Source organism: Rhizobium sp. BK251 (assembly GCF_004345245.1).
In the GTDB taxonomy this organism is placed as follows: Bacteria; Pseudomonadota; Alphaproteobacteria; order Rhizobiales; family Rhizobiaceae; genus Rhizobium.
In genome coordinates this window covers 360,928-377,588 of sequence record NZ_SLUQ01000007.1, presented here as the reverse complement: position 1 = coordinate 377,588, position 16,661 = coordinate 360,928, and the positions used below count along the sequence as shown (strand labels likewise).

Here is a 16,661-nt window from a genome sequence, read left to right as displayed (position 1 = left end):
GGACGATCCACGCGCCCACCTTCCGACAAGAGAATAATCGTTCACGCGACTTCAACTTTTTTTGTTTAGCACAATTAAATTGCACACAATACAACTTCACTGCGAACGGCACTTCCGCCGGAACATCAGCAAAGAGAGGAATTGACGATGCTCAACAAATTCATTGGTCCCGCCGTGCTTTCTGCGGCAGCGCTGCTCGGCTCGACCGCGGTCGGCCTCGCCGATGACCAGAAGCCGACCATCGTGCTCGTCCATGGCGCCTTTGCAGGCACCTCAAGCTGGGACAAGGTCGATGCGTTGCTCGCGGCCAAGGGATACAAGATCATAAGCCTCGCCAATCCGCTGCGTGGCGTCGCCGCCGACAGCGCCTACGCGACGCAGCTGATCGACCAGATCGACGGACCCGTCGTGCTAGTAGGCCATTCCTACGGCGGCGAGGTCATTTCCAACGTCCAGCCGAAGAAGGCTGACGTGAAGGCTCTCGTCTATGTTGCCGCGTTCTCGCCGGAGGTCGGCGAAAGTGCAGGCAGCCTCTCCGATCGCTTCCCGGGCGGCACGCTCGGCCAGGCACTCGCAAAGCCCGTTGAGCTCTCAGGTGGCGAGAAGGATCTCTATATCGACCATGCCAAGTTCCACGACCAGTTTGCCAAGGACGTGCCCGAGGAACAGGCAAAGATCATGGCGATCGGCCAGCGCCCGATTGCCGCCTCGGCGCTTGCCGAACCCGCCAAGCAGGCCCTGTGGAAGACCATTCCCTCCTGGCACATCTACGGGAGCGCCGACCGCAACATTACCGCCGAAGCGATGAAGTTCATGGCGGAACGGGCCAAGTCCAAGGAAACGGTCGAGGTCGAGGGTGCCTCCCATGTGGTCATGGTGTCCAACCCGGAGAAGGTCGCCAAGCTGATCGAGGACGCGGCCGAGTCGAAGTAAGCCATGCAGCGGCGGCTGCCGGCTTATCCGGCGGCCGCTCCTCTCTGTCCTCAGCGGCCGGAGAGTTTCATGAACGCATCCGGATAACGTTCGCCCTCCACCTCGAAGCGCGCAGATATATCGCCGATCTCCGAAATGTCGTCCGCGTCAAGCTCCACCGAAAGAGCCATCCTCACAATTCGATTCAAGTCGTTGCAGAACTGATTCCGGAAACCGGTGCAAGCGGCTGGTATTCGACCTATTTAAGCCAGGCAGCGATGCGTTCCACCGCTTCCTCGATCTCTGCATTCGAGCCGGCATAGGACATGCGCAACGTGCGCTGGCCTTCCAGCGGGTCGAAATCGAGGCCCGGCGTCGTGGCGACATTGATCTGCGCGAGCATGGTCTTGGCAAATTCCATGCTGTCGTTGGTAAAGCGCGTGACGTCGAGATAGGCGTAGAAGGCCCCGTCCATCGGAGACGCGATCGAAAGACCGATTTCCGGTAGCCGCCTCGTCAGGAAATCGCGGTTGCGCCGGTAGCTTTCGCGGTAGACGTCGAGTTCGGTCGAGGCCCCGAGCGCGCCGGTCGCCGCGATCTGGGAGAGTTCCGGCGGCGAGATGTAGAGGCTCTGCGCTACCCTTTCGATCGGCCGCACCAGGCGTTCCGGCAACACCATCCAGCCAATGCGCCAACCCGTCATGCAATAATACTTCGAGAAGGAATTGATGACGATCGCCTCGTCTGTCAGTTCCAGCACGCTCGTCTCGTCGCCGACGAAGGTCAGGCCGTGATAGATTTCGTCGGAGATGAAGGCGATCGAATTGGCGGCGCAATATTCGGCCAGCGCCCGCAGCCCCTCGCGCCCGGTCACGGTACCGGTCGGGTTGGCCGGGCTTGCGAGCAGCACGCCCTTCAGCCGCTCGCCGGTCGCCTTCTGCACCGCCTCGAGGCTTTCCGGCGTCAGTGTGAAATGCGTCTCCGCACTGACGGGCACCTCGACAACCCTGATGCCGAGCGCGGCCAGAATGTTGCGATAGGCGGGATAGCCCGGCCGCGCGATCGCGACGCAATCGCCGGCGTCGAAAAGCGACAGAAACGCGAGGTTGAACCCCGCCGAAGAGCCCGTCGTCACCGCGATGCGCGATGGATCGATGCTGAGGCCATGCCGCTTCTCGTAGTGCCCGGCTATGCCATAGCGCAGTTCCGAAAGGCCGAGGGCATCGGTATAGCCGATCCGGCCGCCGGCGAGAGCATGGCGCGCCGCATCGAGTGCAGCCTGCGGCGCGGCATGCGAAGGCTGGCCGACCGCAAGCGATATCACAGGATGGCCGGCCTGCCGGCGCTTCGTCGCCTCAGCAAGCACATCCATGGCATGAAAGGGTTCGACTGCACTGCGATTCGAGATGGAGAACAAGGTCGGGTCTTCCTGCAGATGGGATTTGCGGGCAACAATTGGCGGAATAATCGGCCGTTCACAATCCCGCGATTGCTGCTTCGCCGTGAAAATAGCTGTTTAAGGAGCCAAAAGCTCACCGTAAACTCCCGGCGCGAGTTGACGGACGTTAACTGCGCTGTGCTATTGCGAATACCTTCAACAGACGAGGAACATTATGGCACTTCTTCCAAGAACCTTGCTTGCGGTCTCCGCGCTGGCTGTCATCGCCGTCACGGCCCTGTCTTCCCCTGCCGCCGCGCTCGATGCCAAGCAGAAGAAGGAACTTGGGGAATTCATCAAGCAGTACCTCATCGAAAATCCCGAGATCATGCTCGACGTCCAGTCCGCGCTCGAAAAGAAGCAGGAGGCGGCGCGCCTCCACCAGGCAACCAAGGCCGTCGGCGAAAACAAGAACGCAATCTTCAACGCCAAGTATGATGTCACCCTCGGCAATCCGAAGGGCGACGTCACCATCGTTGAATTCTTCGACTACAATTGCGGCTATTGCCGGCATGCGTTGAGCGACATGGATGAAATCCTGAAGAAGGACAAGAACGTTCGCTTCGTGCTCAAGGAGTTCCCCATCCTCGGACCGGATTCCGTGGCTGCGTCGAAGGTGTCCGATGCCTTCCGCAAGCTTGCTCCAGAAAAATACGCCGACTTCCACCGCACGATGCTGAACAGCGACGGCCGCGCCTCCGAGGAAAGCGCAATCGGCGTCGCCACGTCACTTGGCGTTACTGAAGAGGCGATCCGCAAGGAGATGGAGGAGAGCCCCAACGACGACTCCGTCAAGGAGACCTACATGCTGGCGACCAGCCTTGGCCTTACCGGAACGCCATCCTATGTCATCGGCAACGAGGCGGTCTCGGGTGCCGTCGGCGTAGATACGCTCGAGCAGAAGGTCGGCAACATGCGAGCCTGCGGCAAGACGGTCTGCTGAGCATCGCCGATCAAATGGCCAAACTCCCGGTGTTCCGGGCTTGTGGACAAGCGCAATCGGATTCTGTCTGGCGATTTCCAAAGGGCTTTCTTTAAAGTGCCCGGGAGTCTATAGGTTGCGCTGAACTTTTGACGGAACACCGATGACAAGAACCGTATTCGTCCTCAACGGACCCAACCTCAATGCCCTCGGCAAGCGTGAGCCCGGCATCTACGGCGGCAAGACGCTGAAGGATATCGGGAACGACTGCCGCGTGGCAGGCGAGGAAATCGGCTTCGACATCGATTTCCGGCAGAGCAACCACGAGGGCGTGCTGGTCGATTGGCTGCATGAAGCCGACGACAAGGCAATGGGCGTTGTGATCAATGCCGGCGCCTATACGCACACCTCGATTGCACTTCACGACGCCATCCGGGCAATTTCCATTCCGGTGATCGAAGTGCACATTTCAAATATCCACGCGCGGGAAGAATTCCGCCACAAGTCGATGATCGCGCCTGCGGCAAAGGGCATGATCGCCGGCTTCGGGCCTTACGGCTACATCATGGCGCTGCACGCGCTGAAGAACATCACGGCATAAGAAGAAGACAGGGCAAAGCAAATGGCTGACAAGAAGAACGGCATCGATCAGGCGCTGATCCGCGATCTTGCCAATATCCTCAACGACACGGATCTGACCGAGATCGAGGTCGAGCAGGACGATCTGCGCATCCGCGTTTCACGCGCCGGAAACACGCAGTATGTCCAGGCTCCGTTCGCCGCGCCCGCCTTTGCCGCCCCGGCTCCGATGGCAGCAGCGCCGGCAGCCGCTGCGCCGGCTGCAGCCGGCCGCAACCCGGCCAACGTCGTGAACGCGCCGATGGTCGGCACCGTCTATATGGCCCCTGCACCGGGCGCACGGGCTTTCATCGAGGTAGGCACGGCCGTCAAGGAAGGCCAGACGCTGCTCATCATCGAAGCGATGAAGACCATGAACCAGATTCCGGCGCCGCGCTCCGGCACGGTCACCGAGATCCTCGTCGAGGATGGACGTCCGGTCGAATATGGCGAAGCCCTTGTCGTCATCGAATAGGCCCGGCCCCATGATTTCGAAGATCCTCATAGCCAATCGCGGGGAAATCGCCCTCCGGGTGCTTCGCGCCTGCAAGGAGCTTGGCATTGCAACCGTCGCAGTCCACTCGACTGCCGACGCCGACGCCATGCATGTGCGCCTGGCCGACGAGAGCGTCTGCATCGGCCCGCCGCCTTCGCGCGACAGCTATCTCAATATCCACCAGATCGTCGCGGCCTGTGAGATAACCGGCGCCGACGCCGTGCATCCCGGCTATGGCTTCCTCTCGGAGAATGCGAAGTTCGCTGACATCCTGGAGGCCCACGGCATCACCTTCATCGGTCCGACGGCGGATCATATCCGCATCATGGGCGACAAGATCACGGCCAAGACGACGGCGCAGGAACTCGGCATCCCCGTCGTTCCCGGCTCCGACGGCGAAGTCAAGGACGAGGCCGACGCGCTGAAGACTGCCGCCCAGATCGGTTACCCGGTGCTCATCAAGGCGACGGCCGGCGGTGGCGGACGCGGCATGAAGGTCGCAAAGTCCGAAGCCGACCTGATCGAAGCCTGGTCGACGGCGCGCACCGAAGCGGCTGCCGCCTTCGGAAACGACGCCGTCTACATGGAGAAATACCTCGGCAAGCCGCGCCACATCGAGATTCAGGTCTTCGGTGACGGCGAAGGCAACGCCATCCACCTCGGTGAACGCGACTGCTCGCTGCAGCGGCGCCACCAGAAGGTCTGGGAAGAAGCCAATTCGCCTGCGCTCAATGTCGAGCAGCGCATGAAGATCGGCCAGGTCTGCGCCGATGCGATGAAAAAGCTGAAGTATCGCGGCGCCGGCACAATCGAGTTCCTCTATGAGGACGGCGAGTTCTATTTCATCGAAATGAACACGCGCCTGCAGGTGGAGCACCCCGTTACCGAAGCCATCACCGGCATCGACCTCGTGCACGAACAGATCCGCGTCGCCTCCGGCGCCGGGCTTTCGGTCACGCAGGACGAGGTCGTCTTCCATGGCCACGCGATCGAATGCCGCATCAACGCCGAGGACGCGCGCACCTTCGTGCCCTCGCCAGGCACGATCACGCACTTCCACGCCCCTGGCGGCCTTGGCGTACGCATCGATTCCGGTGCCTATCAGGGCTACAAGATCCCCCCCTACTACGACAGCCTGATCGGCAAGCTCATCGTGCACGGCCGCACCCGCGTCGAATGCATGATGCGTCTTCGCCGCGCGCTGGACGAATTCGTCGTCGACGGGATCAAGACGACACTGCCGCTGTTCCAGGATCTTGTTTCCAACCAGGATATCGCCAACGGCGATTATGATATCCACTGGCTGGAACACTACCTGGCAAATCATCCGGCCTGATCAAGAATGGCGGGGCCGCGCAGGAGAACTCCAGGTATCACGCCGGAAATTCTGCTGCGCGCCTATTCGATCGGCCTGTTTCCCATGGCCGAGTCTGCCGATGATCCGGAAATCTTCTGGGTAGAGCCGGAAATTCGCGGCGTCCTGCCGCTCGACGGCTTTCATGTCTCCAAGAGCCTTGCCAAGGCGATCCGCCAGAAGCCCTTCGATATCCGCTTCGACAGCGACTTCGACGCCGTGATCGCAAGCTGTGCCGAGCACACCGCAGTCCGGCCAAGCACCTGGATCAACGACACCATCCGCTCGCTCTATTCGACACTCCACCGCATGGGCCATGCCCATTCGGTCGAGGCGTGGGAGGGCGATGAGCTGGTCGGCGGTCTCTATGGCGTTTCGCTGGGCTCGGCCTTCTTTGGCGAGAGCATGTTCTCGCGGCGCACCGACGCCTCGAAGATCTGTCTTGTCCACCTTGTGGAACGCCTGCGGGAGAAGGGCTTCACGCTCCTCGACACGCAGTTCACCACCGAACACCTGAAGACGTTCGGCGCGGTCGATGTTCCGAAGAGGAAATATGTCCAGATGCTTTCGCGAGCGATGACGTCGCCGCATCTGGAATTCTGACGTTTACTTGGCCGTCGCGCTCTGGGGCGGTGGCACGTCCGAATTCTGCTTGCAGTCCTTCAGCCAGACGTCATAGATCGGATGCTCGACGGCGTTGAGGCCGGGACTGTCGGCAAACATCCAGCCCGTGAAGATACGGCGGATCCTGCGATCGAGCGTTATCTCGTCGACCTCCACGAAGCCGTCGATCTTCTGCGCTTCGGCCTGGTCGCGCGAATAGCAGGCCTTGGGTGTCACCTGCAGCGCGCCGAACTGCACCGTCTCGTCCAGATAGACGTCAAAGGTCGTAATGCGGCCGGTGATCTTGTCCAGGCCCGAGAAAACGGCAACGGGATTTGAGATGCGCTCGGCGTGGACGCTGACGGGCAGCATCGCGGCCGCAAGGGCCGTGATCGCAGCACACAGGAGGCCGCTCCGCATGAAATAGATCATATCCGCGCCTCCCTACGGCAGCATTCCGCACCGCGACCGAACAGCGTCGCCAGCATCCTGCGGTTAAACGTCAATTGTGGCCAAATCCGGGGTCAGTTGCCCGGCGTCCAGGCGTCGTAGTCGCCGGTGACGCGCGGACGTTCGCCGGTCGCGGCAAGCGAACCGGGCGGTCGATAGGCGAGAGCGCTACCCGTGGCATTGGCGCGATGCGGCTTCTGCCATTCCTTGGCGACGTAGTTCTCCTGCGACGGGGGCACGTCGGTGCGGTGATGCATCCAGCCATGCCAGCCGGGCGGAATGGAAGATGCTTCCGCGTAGCCGTTGTAGACGACCCAGCGCTTCGGCAGGCCGTAGGAAGCCTTGCCGCCTTCGTAATAAACATTGCCGAGCTCGTCCTCACCGACGCGCTTGAAGCCGCGAAGCGCAACAAGCGTACCCACAGTGTACTTGTTCCACCAGGTGAAGGTAAGCAGCAGCAAGTTCTTCATGTCTTTTCCTCATGCCCGCCGACGGCGGGCGAATGCAGAATTCGATTTCTCGCTTATGCCGCCTGAGATGCGCCTTGTCCAGTGATTCCGGGACACAAACGCCTTCATCTCAGCGACATCTTGAAGCCGATGTGGCTCGCCCGAAAGCCGAGCCGCTCATAGAAACGGTGGGCGTCCTTGCGCGTCGCGTTCGATGTTAGCTGCACGAGACGCAGCCCGAGACGCTTTGCCTCGCCAATGCAGAAATCGATCAACACAGCACCGATCCCCTGCCCGCGGAGATCCGGGCGCGTCTGGACTGCCTCGATGATCATCGAGGAGGAACCGCGCCCTGTAAGCGACGTCGTGATCATCGTCTGGAACGTGCCGACGATCTCGCCGTCACGCTCGGCGACGTAGAGGTTCTGGTCCCGCGACGCGGAAATTGTCCGGAATGCTCGCAGATATTCTTCGCGGGCGGCCGGATCGGTCGTGTCTCCATGCCCGCCCAGTCCATCGGCGGCAAACATTGACACGATCGCCTCAAGGTCGGCCTCGCGAGCTTCGCGGATCAGGAGTGCGGATTCCACGCGCTTGTCCATCAATGTGCCGGAAGCAATTTCTCGAGGATGAGCGCCGGAATTCCGGACTGGCCGGGTGCGTCGTTCTCGTTGCGCCCGACATCCTCGAAGCCGTGTGCGTGGTAAAAGGCAATCGCCGTCGAGTTCTGCGGCTCGACTTCAAGCCGCATAATTTCGGCATCGGGAAAGCAGGTTTCCAGTTCGGCAAAGATCTCCCGCCCGATGCCCTGACGATGCAGCGGCGGGCGCACGTAGAGCAGGTGCAGCATGACCGTCTTCGTCATTTCATCAGACATGGCGGCATAGCCGACGCCGCCAATATCCTTACCGTTGTCGGCAACAAGGAATTCCGCGTTCTTCCTGGCCAGCCGCGCCTGCAGCGCGGACGGCGAAAAGAGATGCGCGACAAGCTCGCCTACCTTCGCCTCGCCGTAAAGGCCCGCATAGGTCGTGCGAAACGCTTCATCCAGCAAGGTGCGAATCTTGCCCAGATCAGGCTCGCTGGCTGTGCGCACGAAATACACGGTCCTTACTCCTCGATGCCGAGCTTGGCCTTGACGAGGGCCTGAACGGCCTGCGGATTTGCCTTGCCGCCCGTCGCCTTCATCACCTGGCCGACGAACCAGCCGGCAAGGGTCGGCTTGGCCTTGACCTTTGCGACCTGATCCGGATTTGCGGCGATGATATCGTCGACCGCCTGTTCGATTGCGCCGGTGTCGGTGACCTGCTTCATGCCGCGGCTCTCGACGATTTCGGCCGGATCGCCGCCATCGGTCAGCACGATCTCGAATAGATCCTTGGCGATCTTGCCGGAAATGGTCTCGGCCTTGATGAGGTCGATGATGCTGCCGAGCTGAGCCGGAGAAACCGGCGTCTCTTCAATGTCTTTGCCGGTTCTGTTCAAAGCACCCAGGAGATCGTTGATGACCCAGTTGGCAGCCGTCTTGCCGTCGCGTCCCGCAGCTACCGCCTCGAAATAGTCGGCGATTGCCTTTTCGGAGACCAGAACGGAAGCGTCGTAGATGGAAAGCCCAAGCTCACGCACGAAGCGCGCCTTCTTGTCGTCCGGCAGCTCCGGCAAGTGGGCTTCCAGTTCCGTCACGAAGGCTTCGTCGAATTCCAGCGGCAGCAGGTCCGGATCGGGGAAATAGCGGTAGTCGTGCGCATCTTCCTTGCTGCGCATGGAGCGCGTCTCACCCTTGTTCGGGTCGAAGAGCCGGGTTTCCTGGTCGATCGTGCCGCCATCCTCGATGATCGCGATCTGGCGACGAGCCTCGTACTCGATCGCCTGGCCGACGAAGCGGATGGAGTTGACGTTCTTGATCTCGCAGCGCGTCCCGAATTCGCCGCCGGGACGGCGCACGGAAACGTTGACGTCGGCGCGCATCGAGCCTTCGTCCATGTTGCCGTCGCAGGTGCCGAGATAGCGCACGATCGAGCGCAGCTTGGTAAGATAGGCCTTGGCCTCGTCCGACGAACGCAGGTCCGGCTTGGAAACGATCTCCATCAGCGCCACGCCCGAGCGGTTGAGGTCGACGTAGGACATCGTCGCGTGCTGGTCGTGCATGGACTTGCCGGCATCCTGTTCCAGGTGCAGGCGCTCGATACCGATCTCGATATCCTCGAACTGGCCCTGACGATCCGGGCCGAGCGAGATCACGATCTTGCCCTCGCCGACGATCGGGTCCTTGTACTGGGAGATCTGGTATCCCTGCGGCAGGTCCGGATAGAAATAGTTCTTGCGGTCGAAGACCGAGCGATGGTTGATCTGCGCCTTCAGGCCGAGGCCGGTGCGCACCGCCTGCCTGACGCATTCCTCGTTGATGACGGGCAGCATGCCGGGCATGGCCGCATCGACCAGCGAGACATTGGAATTTTGCGGCTTTCCGAACTCGGTCGAGGCACCGGAGAAGAGCTTCGACTGGCTCAGCACCTGCGCGTGAACCTCCATTCCGATGACGATCTCCCAGTCGCCGGTGGCGCCGGGAATAAAGCGTTTCGGATCGGGCGTACGGACGTCAACAATGGTCATGAGATGCTCTTCGAAGGCTGCTATTCGATCCTCGTGAGGTAGAGCAATTGGCTGCCCGGCGCAAGGCTTTCGGCGCAGTCCGGAACTCCGGCTCGCGCTTTGGCAGCCGTTAACTCGATTACACTAGTGTAGCCCGATGCTGGCTACCGATACCCTCAAATTTATGGCTCTCTTCGTCGCGATGAATGCCTTCACCTTTTCGGTCTATCTCCTGGACAAGGAAGCTGCCCGAAACGGGCGGTGGCGGATCAGCGAGAGGACCCTTCTGACCCTCGCCCTCCTTGGCGGCAGCCTGGGAGCGGTCAGCGCGCAACGTCTTTTGCGCCATAAGACGCAAAAGGAGCCCTTCCGCTCGATTCTAAAGGCGATAGCCATTCTCCATATCGTCGGAGCGCTGCTCCTCGTGGTCGGTTATGGCTACATGACGCTCGGCAACTATCAGAGCGGACTGTAGATGCCGCCATCCTCGGCCCCGAGGGGCTTTGACAGGCCGACGGACGGCACGTCGCGGTCGAGCTTGGGATTGTAGGCGACCGAAAGCCAATGGATGGCATAGCCATGCTTGCGGAAGAAGCCGATCGCCTCGCTGTTGCCGGAATGCGTCTGAAGGGTCACCCGCTCGAAGCCCTGCTCGGCAATATCACTCTCGATGCGCTCGAGGAGTGCGGAGCCGAGGCCCTGCCCCGTGAAGGCCGGATCGATCCAGAAATCGGATATCGTCTCGTCCAGTCCCTCGCGGGCCGCCCAGCCGGCCACCTGGCTGCCGACCTCGACGACGGTGATCGTCAGCCAGGCACTTTCGACGAAGTTTGCGAATGCGCCACGGGCCGCATCGATCATTGCGTCCGACTCGCCGATAGCGGCCATGGCCTTGCGCCACGCCCTGAGACCGACCTCGCTCAGTAACTCGGCTTCTCCTTCGCGGGCATTGCGAATGTGGATCAACAGCACCTCCGGCTCTTCGCAGAAATAGAGCATCGACGGACGACCGTTTCCAGTGGAGCAAGGGCGGATCGCCGAAGAATGCGGCGTTATCAGCCGCTTTATTTGCGCCCGCACTGTCTTGACCTCGCCAGGACGCCTGCTAAGAAGTTTCCGAGAGGTGTTTATGTCAAATCTGCCTGAGACCCGGTAAGGGCCCTGCCCGCAAACTTCATTGCGCGCACGGGCCTGAAAAGACGAAGCCCTGACGCTCTTTTCGAGCGCGCCAGATCGTTTTTGTGCGCCCTGATACGGCGCAATTCCGGATCTCAAATCAATGGACATATCACGCGCAGAGCAGCGTATCCTGCATCTGTTGGCCCAGGGTGGGCGCATCGAAATTACCCGTGACGAACAGAGGAAGATCGCGGCAGCGAGCTGCTTCACTCGCGATGGCTGGGTCTATCCCGGCTTCGGCCTCGACCTGTTTCGCAAGCTCAAGCAGAAGAAGGCGATCAAGTCCTCGGGCGGCAAGCCCTACCGCATCACCGAACGTGGACTGGTTCTCGTAAGGGCCGAACAGGACAACAGATAGTCTCGGACATCAATCCGGGCCGTGCGTCGCCATCGGCGCGCGGCCTCGCCGTATTTTCAGAGGGAGGCGGAAAGCTCGGCCTTTGCGGCCGCCCATTCCTCCGCCACCGAGCCCGATGAGCGCTCCTTGCCGGCCCGGCGGTACCAATAGCCGGCATTCCAGTCATCGCCTTCGATGCGATGGCAGATCGCGTGGCCCCAGTCGAAGGGCTTCTCGCCTTCATGGGCCTGGCAGATTTCGTGCACGGCCTCCCATTCCGGTCCCATCGCGAAGCCGGCTTCCGCAAGCCGGTCGAAGGCCTCAACCATCCGCACGAGATCCGGTTTTGACATGAGCCCTCCTCCGAGCAGCGTCAAATAAGCTTCAATACCCTTCCGCCATTTCAACAGCGGGCCGCCTGTCGAGCGGCGGCCGTTACCATGCGCAATTGCGCCTCGTTACCACCACTTGGCCGGCGAGAAGCGGCCCGCTGCCTGCTCGATGACGTGAGCGGTGCGGAAAAGCGTCTCTTCGTCGAATGCCTTGCCGATGACCTGCAGGCCGAGCGGCAGGCCCCTGTGGTCGAGACCGGCGGGAACGGCGATGCCGGGCAGGCCCGCCATGTTGACCGTTACCGTGAAGATGTCGTTGAGGTACATCTTGACCGGATCGGAGGCGAGGTCCTCGTCGGCAACGCCGAAGGCGGAGGACGGAGTGGCGGGCGTCAGGATCGCGTCGACGCCGGCAGCAAAGGCAATCTCGAAATCGCGCTTGATAAGCGTGCGGACCTTCTGGGCACGCAGGTAGTAGGCGTCATAGTAGCCGGCCGAGAGAACGTAAGTGCCGATCATGATGCGGCGCTTTACCTCAGTGCCGAAGCCGGCAGCACGGGTCTTCTCGTACATGTCGACGATGTCCTTGCCATCGACACGCAGGCCATAGCGCACGCCGTCGTAGCGAGCGAGGTTCGACGAGGCTTCGGCGGGTGCGACGATGTAATAGGCCGGCAGCGCATATTTGGTGTGCGGGAGCGAGATGTCGACGATCTCCGCGCCGGCATCCTTCAGCCAGGCGATGCCCTGCTGCCAGAGAGCCTCGATTTCGTCCGGCATGCCGTCGACGCGGTATTCCTTGGGAATGCCGATCTTCATGCCCTTCACGGACTGGCCGATTGCGGCCTCGTAGTCCGGAACCGGCAGGTTGACGGAGGTCGTGTCCTTCGCATCGACGCTCGCCATCGACTTCAGGAGGATTGCGGCATCGCGGACATCGCGGGCGATCGGACCGGCCTGGTCGAGCGACGAGGCGAAGGCGACGGTACCCCAGCGCGAGCACCGGCCATAGGTCGGCTTGATGCCCACGGTGCCGGTGAAGGCGGCGGGCTGGCGGATCGAGCCGCCGGTATCGGTCGCGGTGGCGCCGGCGCAGAGATGGGCCGCCACGGCTGCGGCAGAACCGCCGGAGGAGCCGCCCGGCACGAGCTGCTGGTTCGAACCTGCCGCACGCCAGGGGTTGATGACAGCGCCGTAGTGGGAGGTCTCGTTGGAGGAGCCCATGGCGAACTCGTCCATGTTGAGCTTGCCGAGCATGACCGCACCGTCGTCCCACAGGTTCTGTGTGACGGTGGATTCGTAATGCGGCTTGAAGCCGTCGAGGATGTGGCTGCAGGCCTGGGTGTGGATGCCCTCGGTGGCAAACAGGTCCTTGATGCCGAGCGGGATACCCTCCAACGCACCGGCCTTGCCGCTGGCGATGCGGCCGTCGGACGCCTCGGCCATCTGCAGCGCCTTTTCCGGCGTGACCTTGATATAGGCGTTCAGCGCATCATTGGCCGCTTCGATCGCCGTGATATAGGCCTCGGTCAGTTCGGTCGCTTTGATTTCCCTGGCGCGCAGCTTCGCGCGGGCTTCGGCAATGGTCAGGCTGGTGAGTTCGCTCATCGTATTTCGCTTCAAATCTGGAACAAGGCAACAGGTCGGAAATCGGCTCGGACGGCCTTATTCCACGACCTTCGGCACCAGGAAGAAATTCTGGTCGGTCACGGGCGCATTGGCGACGATATCGGCGGCCTTGCCGCCGTCCGTCACACCGTCCGTCCGCTTCTTCATCTCCATGGGAGTAACGGAGGTCATCGGCTCGACGCCATCGACATCGACCTCGGAAAGCTGTTCGACAAAGCCGAGGATGCCATTCAGCTCGTTGACCATGCGATTTGCGTCGTCTTCGCTGACGGCAATTCGGGCAAGGTGGGCAACGCGCTTAACGATGGCTAGATCGACGGACATGGCATTCTCCGGGTGGGATTTCTCCCACCCGCTATAATGGCCCCGTCCGCCGCGCGCAACGGGGATTGCTGCGCGGCGGCTTCAATTGATGCGCAACGGGCAAGGCCAGTGCGTCAGAAGGAAATGCTTTCGCCCGGCTTCGGCGTCTTCACTGCGCTCGAGGCACCGTCCATGCCCGCCACGAACTTCTCCGGCGTCTGGTCGACGAACGGGAACGAACCGTAGTGGCAGGGAATGGCCGTCTTGAAGTTGAAGAAGCGCTGGCAGGCAAGTGCGGCAACGGCACCGCCCATGGTGAAGCGATCGCCGATCGGCACGAGACCGATATCCGGCTGGTGCAGTTCGTTGATAAGGCCCATGTCGCCGAAGATGTCGGTATCGCCCATGTGGTAGAGCGTCGGCTCGTCGTCGAAATGCAGCATCAGGCCGTTGGCACTGCCGAGCGAGTGGGAGATGCCGTCTTCGGTCACCTGCGCGGAGGAGTGCAGCGCGTTCGTAAAGGTGACCGTAAAGCCGTCGAAAGCCACGGTGCCGCCGGTGTTGCCCATGTCGATATTCTCAACACCCTTTACAGCGAGCCAGGAGGCCAGGTCGGCATTGGCGAAGACGGTTGCGCCGGTCTCGGCGGCAAGGGCGATCGTGTCGCCGACGTGATCACCGTGACCATGGGTCAGCAGGATATGGGTAATGCCCGAAGCGGCCTCCCTGGCGTTCAATCCGGCAAAGCCCGGATTGCCGGTGAAGAACGGATCGATCAGGATTTTGGCCTTCGCCGTTTCAACGCGAAAGGCGGAATGGCCGAGCCACGTGATTTTCATTGTTCACTCCTTTGGCTTCTTACGAAGAGTATGAGATAGGTCGATATACGCAATGATATTGAGTGTGAATTGGAAACGACCATGGCCGCTGACGATGACGAATATGTGTACGACGACGTGACAGGCGAATGGCGCCCCGCCGCGGAAATGGCTGCGGTCGCCGCAGAAAAGTCGGTCGTACACGATTCCGCAGGCAATGTGCTTGCCGATGGCGATTCAGTGGTGCTGGTCAAGGACTTGAAGGTGAAGGGTGCCAACACGACCCTGAAACAGGGCACCGTCATCAAGTCGATTCGCCTGACCGACAATCCCGAAGAGATCGATTGCCGGCACGATGCGATCAAGGGCCTCGTGCTGCGCACCGAATTCGTCCGCAAGCGCTAGGTAGCCGCATGGCAACGCTCACCATCGAGGAACTGGCGGAAACCCTCACGTCCGGACAGGCGATCGCAGGACTTGACCTCGGAACCAAGACGATCGGGCTGGCAATGTCGGATCTCGGACGCAGGTTCGCGACCCCGCGTCCGGTCATCAAGCGCGTGAAATTCACCATCGACGCAAATGTGCTGCTCGAATTCGCCGTCAGGGAGAAGGTTGCCGCCTTCGTGATCGGCCTGCCGATGAACATGGATGGCTCGGCTGGGCCCCGCGTCCAGGCGACGCGCGCCTTCGTGCGCAGCATGAGCGAAAAGACCGACCTGCCCTTCGTCTTCTGGGACGAGCGGCTTTCGACTGTGGCCGCCGAGCGGGCGCTGCTCGAAATGGATGTCTCACGCGCCAAGCGCGCCGAGCGGATCGATTCCGCCGCGGCAAGCTTCATTCTTCAGGGAGCGCTCGACAGGCTCTCGTCCCTGGAAAGATCGCGTTCCGCCGATGCGGACGGCTGACGTCCCCTCCACCAGGCAAGGATCGCCTTGCGCCTGCGAAAGCCCAGGATCGCGAAGAGCACTATGCTGTCAACGATGATCGCGCGCACGACGAGCGGCGGTATGGTTTCCGGCGGTATGCCGAGCGCCTTGCCATAGATCTCGAAAACGAGGTCATGGACCTGGCGCGTGAACATGAAGACGCCGAAGCTCATGTCGTAGTAGGAAAGCCAGTACCAGGCGCCGAGAAAGACGATCGGGCCGGCCCAGAAAGCCAGAAGCCACTTCATGCTGCTCCCCTTTGATGCTGCCCGCCTGTGAGATCAATAGACAAGAGCAGCCGGTTCGACAGCGCCATGAGGCAAAGCACGAGCGCAGGCACCGCGATATCCAGCGCCAGCGCCGCGAAAAACATCACGGCGAGCAGCAGCAACGCGGTTCTGGCAAGCTTGGTTCCCATCGATTTTATCGCCGTTAACATTGCGTGAAGGCCCACACTGGCGCGTTAACCATTGGGACGCAACGTAAACCATTTGTTAAGGTTAACGGGCGAGCCAGAGGCTGTGGATGAACCCGCACTACTCGAAGATCAGCCGTAGACGCCGCGAACGATGCGCTTCAGCGCAGTCGCCGCCTTGTCCCAGTCCTTCTGCGTCTTGAGGGAAATGCCGGCGCACTGCCCGCCTATCGCCGCGGCAAGCACCAGGTGCTGGATCGCGGCGATGAGCACTGCGTTGACCGCGGGCGTATCAATGCCCTTGGGCGCCGGCAGCGAGCCGCGCATCCGTTCCAGCCACTGGGAAAGCGCCTTTGAGCGCGCCTCAGAGAGCCGCCTCACCTGCTCGGTGTTCTCTGAAACCTCCCAGGCGACGATGCGGCGCATCAGCGGATCGGAGCGCAGCGCATCGAGGTAGAGAAGCGCCAGCCGCTCCATCAGATCGCCGTAGGTCAGCAGGAACATGCCGCCGCTGTCCTCGGGAATGCGCTCCTTCACCCAGCTGCCAAGATCGGCGCCGATCGTCTCGACGAGGCCGTCGAGCCCGCCATAGTAACGGTAGATCAGTTGCTTGTCGCAGCCCGCCCGACGCGCCACGGCATTGATGCCGAAATTCTGGAAGCCCTCCTCCGCCAGGAGCCCCTTGGCGGCATCGAGGATTGCCCGCTCTGTTGCGGCGCGATCGCGGATACGCTTTTCCGGCTCTGCCGGCAATTCCGTCCTCTCGAGGACGGCAGCTGCACTCGACATTCTCTATTCATCCCAGCCTGTCACCGACCGGTGAGTAGCAGCGGCGCAAAGGCCCCGCAATAACGACGGCGCGTAACACGCTGCAAAGACTGTGGA

General features: G+C 61.5%; 24 protein-coding genes. 10 read left to right on the top strand and 14 right to left on the bottom strand.

The genetic code is table 11. The features are described 5' to 3' along the window. The first annotated feature begins 147 nt into the window (after nucleotides 1-147). Nucleotides 148-933 carry an alpha/beta hydrolase gene (locus tag EV286_RS19800; protein ID WP_132958874.1) on the top strand — a complete coding sequence of 262 codons (786 nt, stop codon included), beginning with the start codon at nucleotides 148-150 and terminating at the stop codon, nucleotides 931-933. A 238-nt stretch (nucleotides 934-1,171) separates the two neighbouring features. Here the strand turns inward: EV286_RS19800 and EV286_RS19795 are convergent, their stop codons facing one another. Further along, nucleotides 1,172-2,329 carry an aminotransferase class I/II-fold pyridoxal phosphate-dependent enzyme gene (locus tag EV286_RS19795; RefSeq protein WP_132958873.1) on the bottom strand — a complete coding sequence of 386 codons (1,158 nt, stop codon included), beginning with the start codon at nucleotides 2,327-2,329 and terminating at the stop codon, nucleotides 1,172-1,174. Between the two features lie 196 nt (nucleotides 2,330-2,525). Here EV286_RS19795 and EV286_RS19790 point away from each other — a divergent pair, with 196 nt between their 5' ends. The 5 genes from EV286_RS19790 (at nucleotide 2,526) to aat (ending at nucleotide 6,343) form a co-directional block, all read left to right on the top strand. After that, nucleotides 2,526-3,293 carry a DsbA family protein gene (locus EV286_RS19790; protein ID WP_132958872.1) on the top strand — a complete coding sequence of 256 codons (768 nt, stop codon included), beginning with the start codon at nucleotides 2,526-2,528 and terminating at the stop codon, nucleotides 3,291-3,293. Between the two features lie 142 nt (nucleotides 3,294-3,435). Further along, on the top strand, nucleotides 3,436-3,873 hold the full coding sequence (gene aroQ, locus EV286_RS19785) for a type II 3-dehydroquinate dehydratase (RefSeq protein WP_132958871.1): 438 nt from the start codon (nucleotides 3,436-3,438) through the stop codon (nucleotides 3,871-3,873). Nucleotides 3,874-3,894: 21 nt separating this feature from the next. After that, nucleotides 3,895-4,365, top strand: coding sequence for an acetyl-CoA carboxylase biotin carboxyl carrier protein (gene accB / locus EV286_RS19780; RefSeq protein WP_132958870.1), 471 nt, complete (start codon nucleotides 3,895-3,897; stop codon nucleotides 4,363-4,365). A 10-nt stretch (nucleotides 4,366-4,375) separates the two neighbouring features. Then, nucleotides 4,376-5,722, top strand: a complete 1,347-nt coding sequence (gene accC, locus EV286_RS19775; RefSeq protein WP_132958869.1) for an acetyl-CoA carboxylase biotin carboxylase subunit — start codon at nucleotides 4,376-4,378, stop codon at nucleotides 5,720-5,722. A gap of 6 nt (nucleotides 5,723-5,728) precedes the next feature. After that, complete coding sequence (gene aat, locus EV286_RS19770; RefSeq protein ID WP_132958868.1) at nucleotides 5,729-6,343, top strand: leucyl/phenylalanyl-tRNA--protein transferase; 615 nt, start codon at nucleotides 5,729-5,731, stop codon at nucleotides 6,341-6,343. Nucleotides 6,344-6,346: 3 nt separating this feature from the next. Here the strand turns inward: aat and EV286_RS19765 are convergent, their stop codons facing one another. The 5 genes from EV286_RS19765 to gatB form a co-directional block, all read right to left on the bottom strand. Further along, a complete protein-coding gene (locus EV286_RS19765; RefSeq protein WP_132958867.1) occupies nucleotides 6,347-6,775 on the bottom strand; it encodes a DUF2155 domain-containing protein in 429 nt (142 codons plus the stop codon). Between the two features lie 92 nt (nucleotides 6,776-6,867). Then, nucleotides 6,868-7,263 carry an NADH:ubiquinone oxidoreductase subunit NDUFA12 gene (locus tag EV286_RS19760; protein WP_132958866.1) on the bottom strand — a complete coding sequence of 132 codons (396 nt, stop codon included), beginning with the start codon at nucleotides 7,261-7,263 and terminating at the stop codon, nucleotides 6,868-6,870. A gap of 104 nt (nucleotides 7,264-7,367) precedes the next feature. Next, on the bottom strand, nucleotides 7,368-7,844 hold the full coding sequence (locus EV286_RS19755) for a GNAT family N-acetyltransferase (protein WP_165932890.1): 477 nt from the start codon (nucleotides 7,842-7,844) through the stop codon (nucleotides 7,368-7,370). Beyond that, complete coding sequence (locus EV286_RS19750; protein ID WP_132958864.1) at nucleotides 7,844-8,347, bottom strand: GNAT family N-acetyltransferase; 504 nt, start codon at nucleotides 8,345-8,347, stop codon at nucleotides 7,844-7,846. Before EV286_RS19750 ends, EV286_RS19755 begins: the two co-directional genes overlap by 1 nt. 5 nt (nucleotides 8,348-8,352) lie before the next feature. After that, complete coding sequence (gene gatB, locus EV286_RS19745; protein WP_132958863.1) at nucleotides 8,353-9,855, bottom strand: Asp-tRNA(Asn)/Glu-tRNA(Gln) amidotransferase subunit GatB; 1,503 nt, start codon at nucleotides 9,853-9,855, stop codon at nucleotides 8,353-8,355. Between the two features lie 136 nt (nucleotides 9,856-9,991). On the opposite strand from gatB, the gene EV286_RS19740 reads away from it, so the two are divergent. Next, nucleotides 9,992-10,309, top strand: coding sequence for a DUF1294 domain-containing protein (locus tag EV286_RS19740; RefSeq protein WP_132958862.1), 318 nt, complete (start codon nucleotides 9,992-9,994; stop codon nucleotides 10,307-10,309). Here EV286_RS19740 and EV286_RS19735 read toward each other — a convergent pair. Continuing rightward, complete coding sequence (locus EV286_RS19735) at nucleotides 10,294-10,800, bottom strand: GNAT family N-acetyltransferase (protein ID WP_132959048.1); 507 nt, start codon at nucleotides 10,798-10,800, stop codon at nucleotides 10,294-10,296. The genes EV286_RS19740 and EV286_RS19735 overlap by 16 nt on opposite strands. 313 nt (nucleotides 10,801-11,113) lie before the next feature. On the opposite strand from EV286_RS19735, the gene EV286_RS19730 reads away from it, so the two are divergent. Next, a complete protein-coding gene (locus EV286_RS19730; protein WP_132958861.1) occupies nucleotides 11,114-11,371 on the top strand; it encodes a YjhX family toxin in 258 nt (85 codons plus the stop codon). Nucleotides 11,372-11,427: 56 nt separating this feature from the next. Here the strand turns inward: EV286_RS19730 and EV286_RS19725 are convergent, their stop codons facing one another. The 4 genes from EV286_RS19725 to EV286_RS19710 all read right to left on the bottom strand — a co-directional run bounded on the left by EV286_RS19725 (nucleotide 11,428) and on the right by EV286_RS19710 (nucleotide 14,453). Next, nucleotides 11,428-11,703 carry a hypothetical protein gene (locus tag EV286_RS19725; protein WP_132958860.1) on the bottom strand — a complete coding sequence of 92 codons (276 nt, stop codon included), beginning with the start codon at nucleotides 11,701-11,703 and terminating at the stop codon, nucleotides 11,428-11,430. Nucleotides 11,704-11,808: 105 nt separating this feature from the next. Further along, nucleotides 11,809-13,290 (bottom strand): Asp-tRNA(Asn)/Glu-tRNA(Gln) amidotransferase subunit GatA, encoded by a 1,482-nt coding sequence (gene gatA, locus EV286_RS19720; RefSeq protein ID WP_132958859.1) that lies wholly within the window; start codon nucleotides 13,288-13,290, stop codon nucleotides 11,809-11,811. 57 nt (nucleotides 13,291-13,347) lie between these two features. Further along, nucleotides 13,348-13,635, bottom strand: a complete 288-nt coding sequence (gene gatC / locus EV286_RS19715; RefSeq protein WP_132958858.1) for an Asp-tRNA(Asn)/Glu-tRNA(Gln) amidotransferase subunit GatC — start codon at nucleotides 13,633-13,635, stop codon at nucleotides 13,348-13,350. Between the two features lie 113 nt (nucleotides 13,636-13,748). Beyond that, entirely contained in the window at nucleotides 13,749-14,453 is a 705-nt protein-coding gene (locus tag EV286_RS19710; RefSeq protein WP_132958857.1) for a metal-dependent hydrolase, read from the bottom strand. A 69-nt stretch (nucleotides 14,454-14,522) separates the two neighbouring features. On the opposite strand from EV286_RS19710, the gene EV286_RS19705 reads away from it, so the two are divergent. Further along, nucleotides 14,523-14,837: an alkylphosphonate utilization protein gene (locus tag EV286_RS19705; protein WP_281041095.1), complete on the top strand. Its 315-nt coding sequence runs from the start codon at nucleotides 14,523-14,525 to the stop codon at nucleotides 14,835-14,837. Between the two features lie 8 nt (nucleotides 14,838-14,845). Further along, nucleotides 14,846-15,340 (top strand): Holliday junction resolvase RuvX, encoded by a 495-nt coding sequence (gene ruvX / locus EV286_RS19700; protein WP_132958855.1) that lies wholly within the window; start codon nucleotides 14,846-14,848, stop codon nucleotides 15,338-15,340. Here ruvX and EV286_RS19695 read toward each other — a convergent pair. From EV286_RS19695 to EV286_RS19690, 3 genes are all read right to left on the bottom strand, one after another. Next, a complete protein-coding gene (locus EV286_RS19695; RefSeq protein WP_132958854.1) occupies nucleotides 15,277-15,609 on the bottom strand; it encodes a DUF6105 family protein in 333 nt (110 codons plus the stop codon). The two genes, ruvX and EV286_RS19695, sit on opposite strands and share 64 nt — an antisense overlap. Then, entirely contained in the window at nucleotides 15,606-15,779 is a 174-nt protein-coding gene (locus tag EV286_RS32025; protein WP_165932889.1) for a hypothetical protein, read from the bottom strand. Before EV286_RS32025 ends, EV286_RS19695 begins: the two co-directional genes overlap by 4 nt. Before the next feature lie 129 nt (nucleotides 15,780-15,908). Next, on the bottom strand, nucleotides 15,909-16,565 hold the full coding sequence (locus EV286_RS19690; protein ID WP_132958853.1) for a TetR/AcrR family transcriptional regulator: 657 nt from the start codon (nucleotides 16,563-16,565) through the stop codon (nucleotides 15,909-15,911). Nucleotides 16,566-16,661 lie beyond the last annotated feature (96 nt).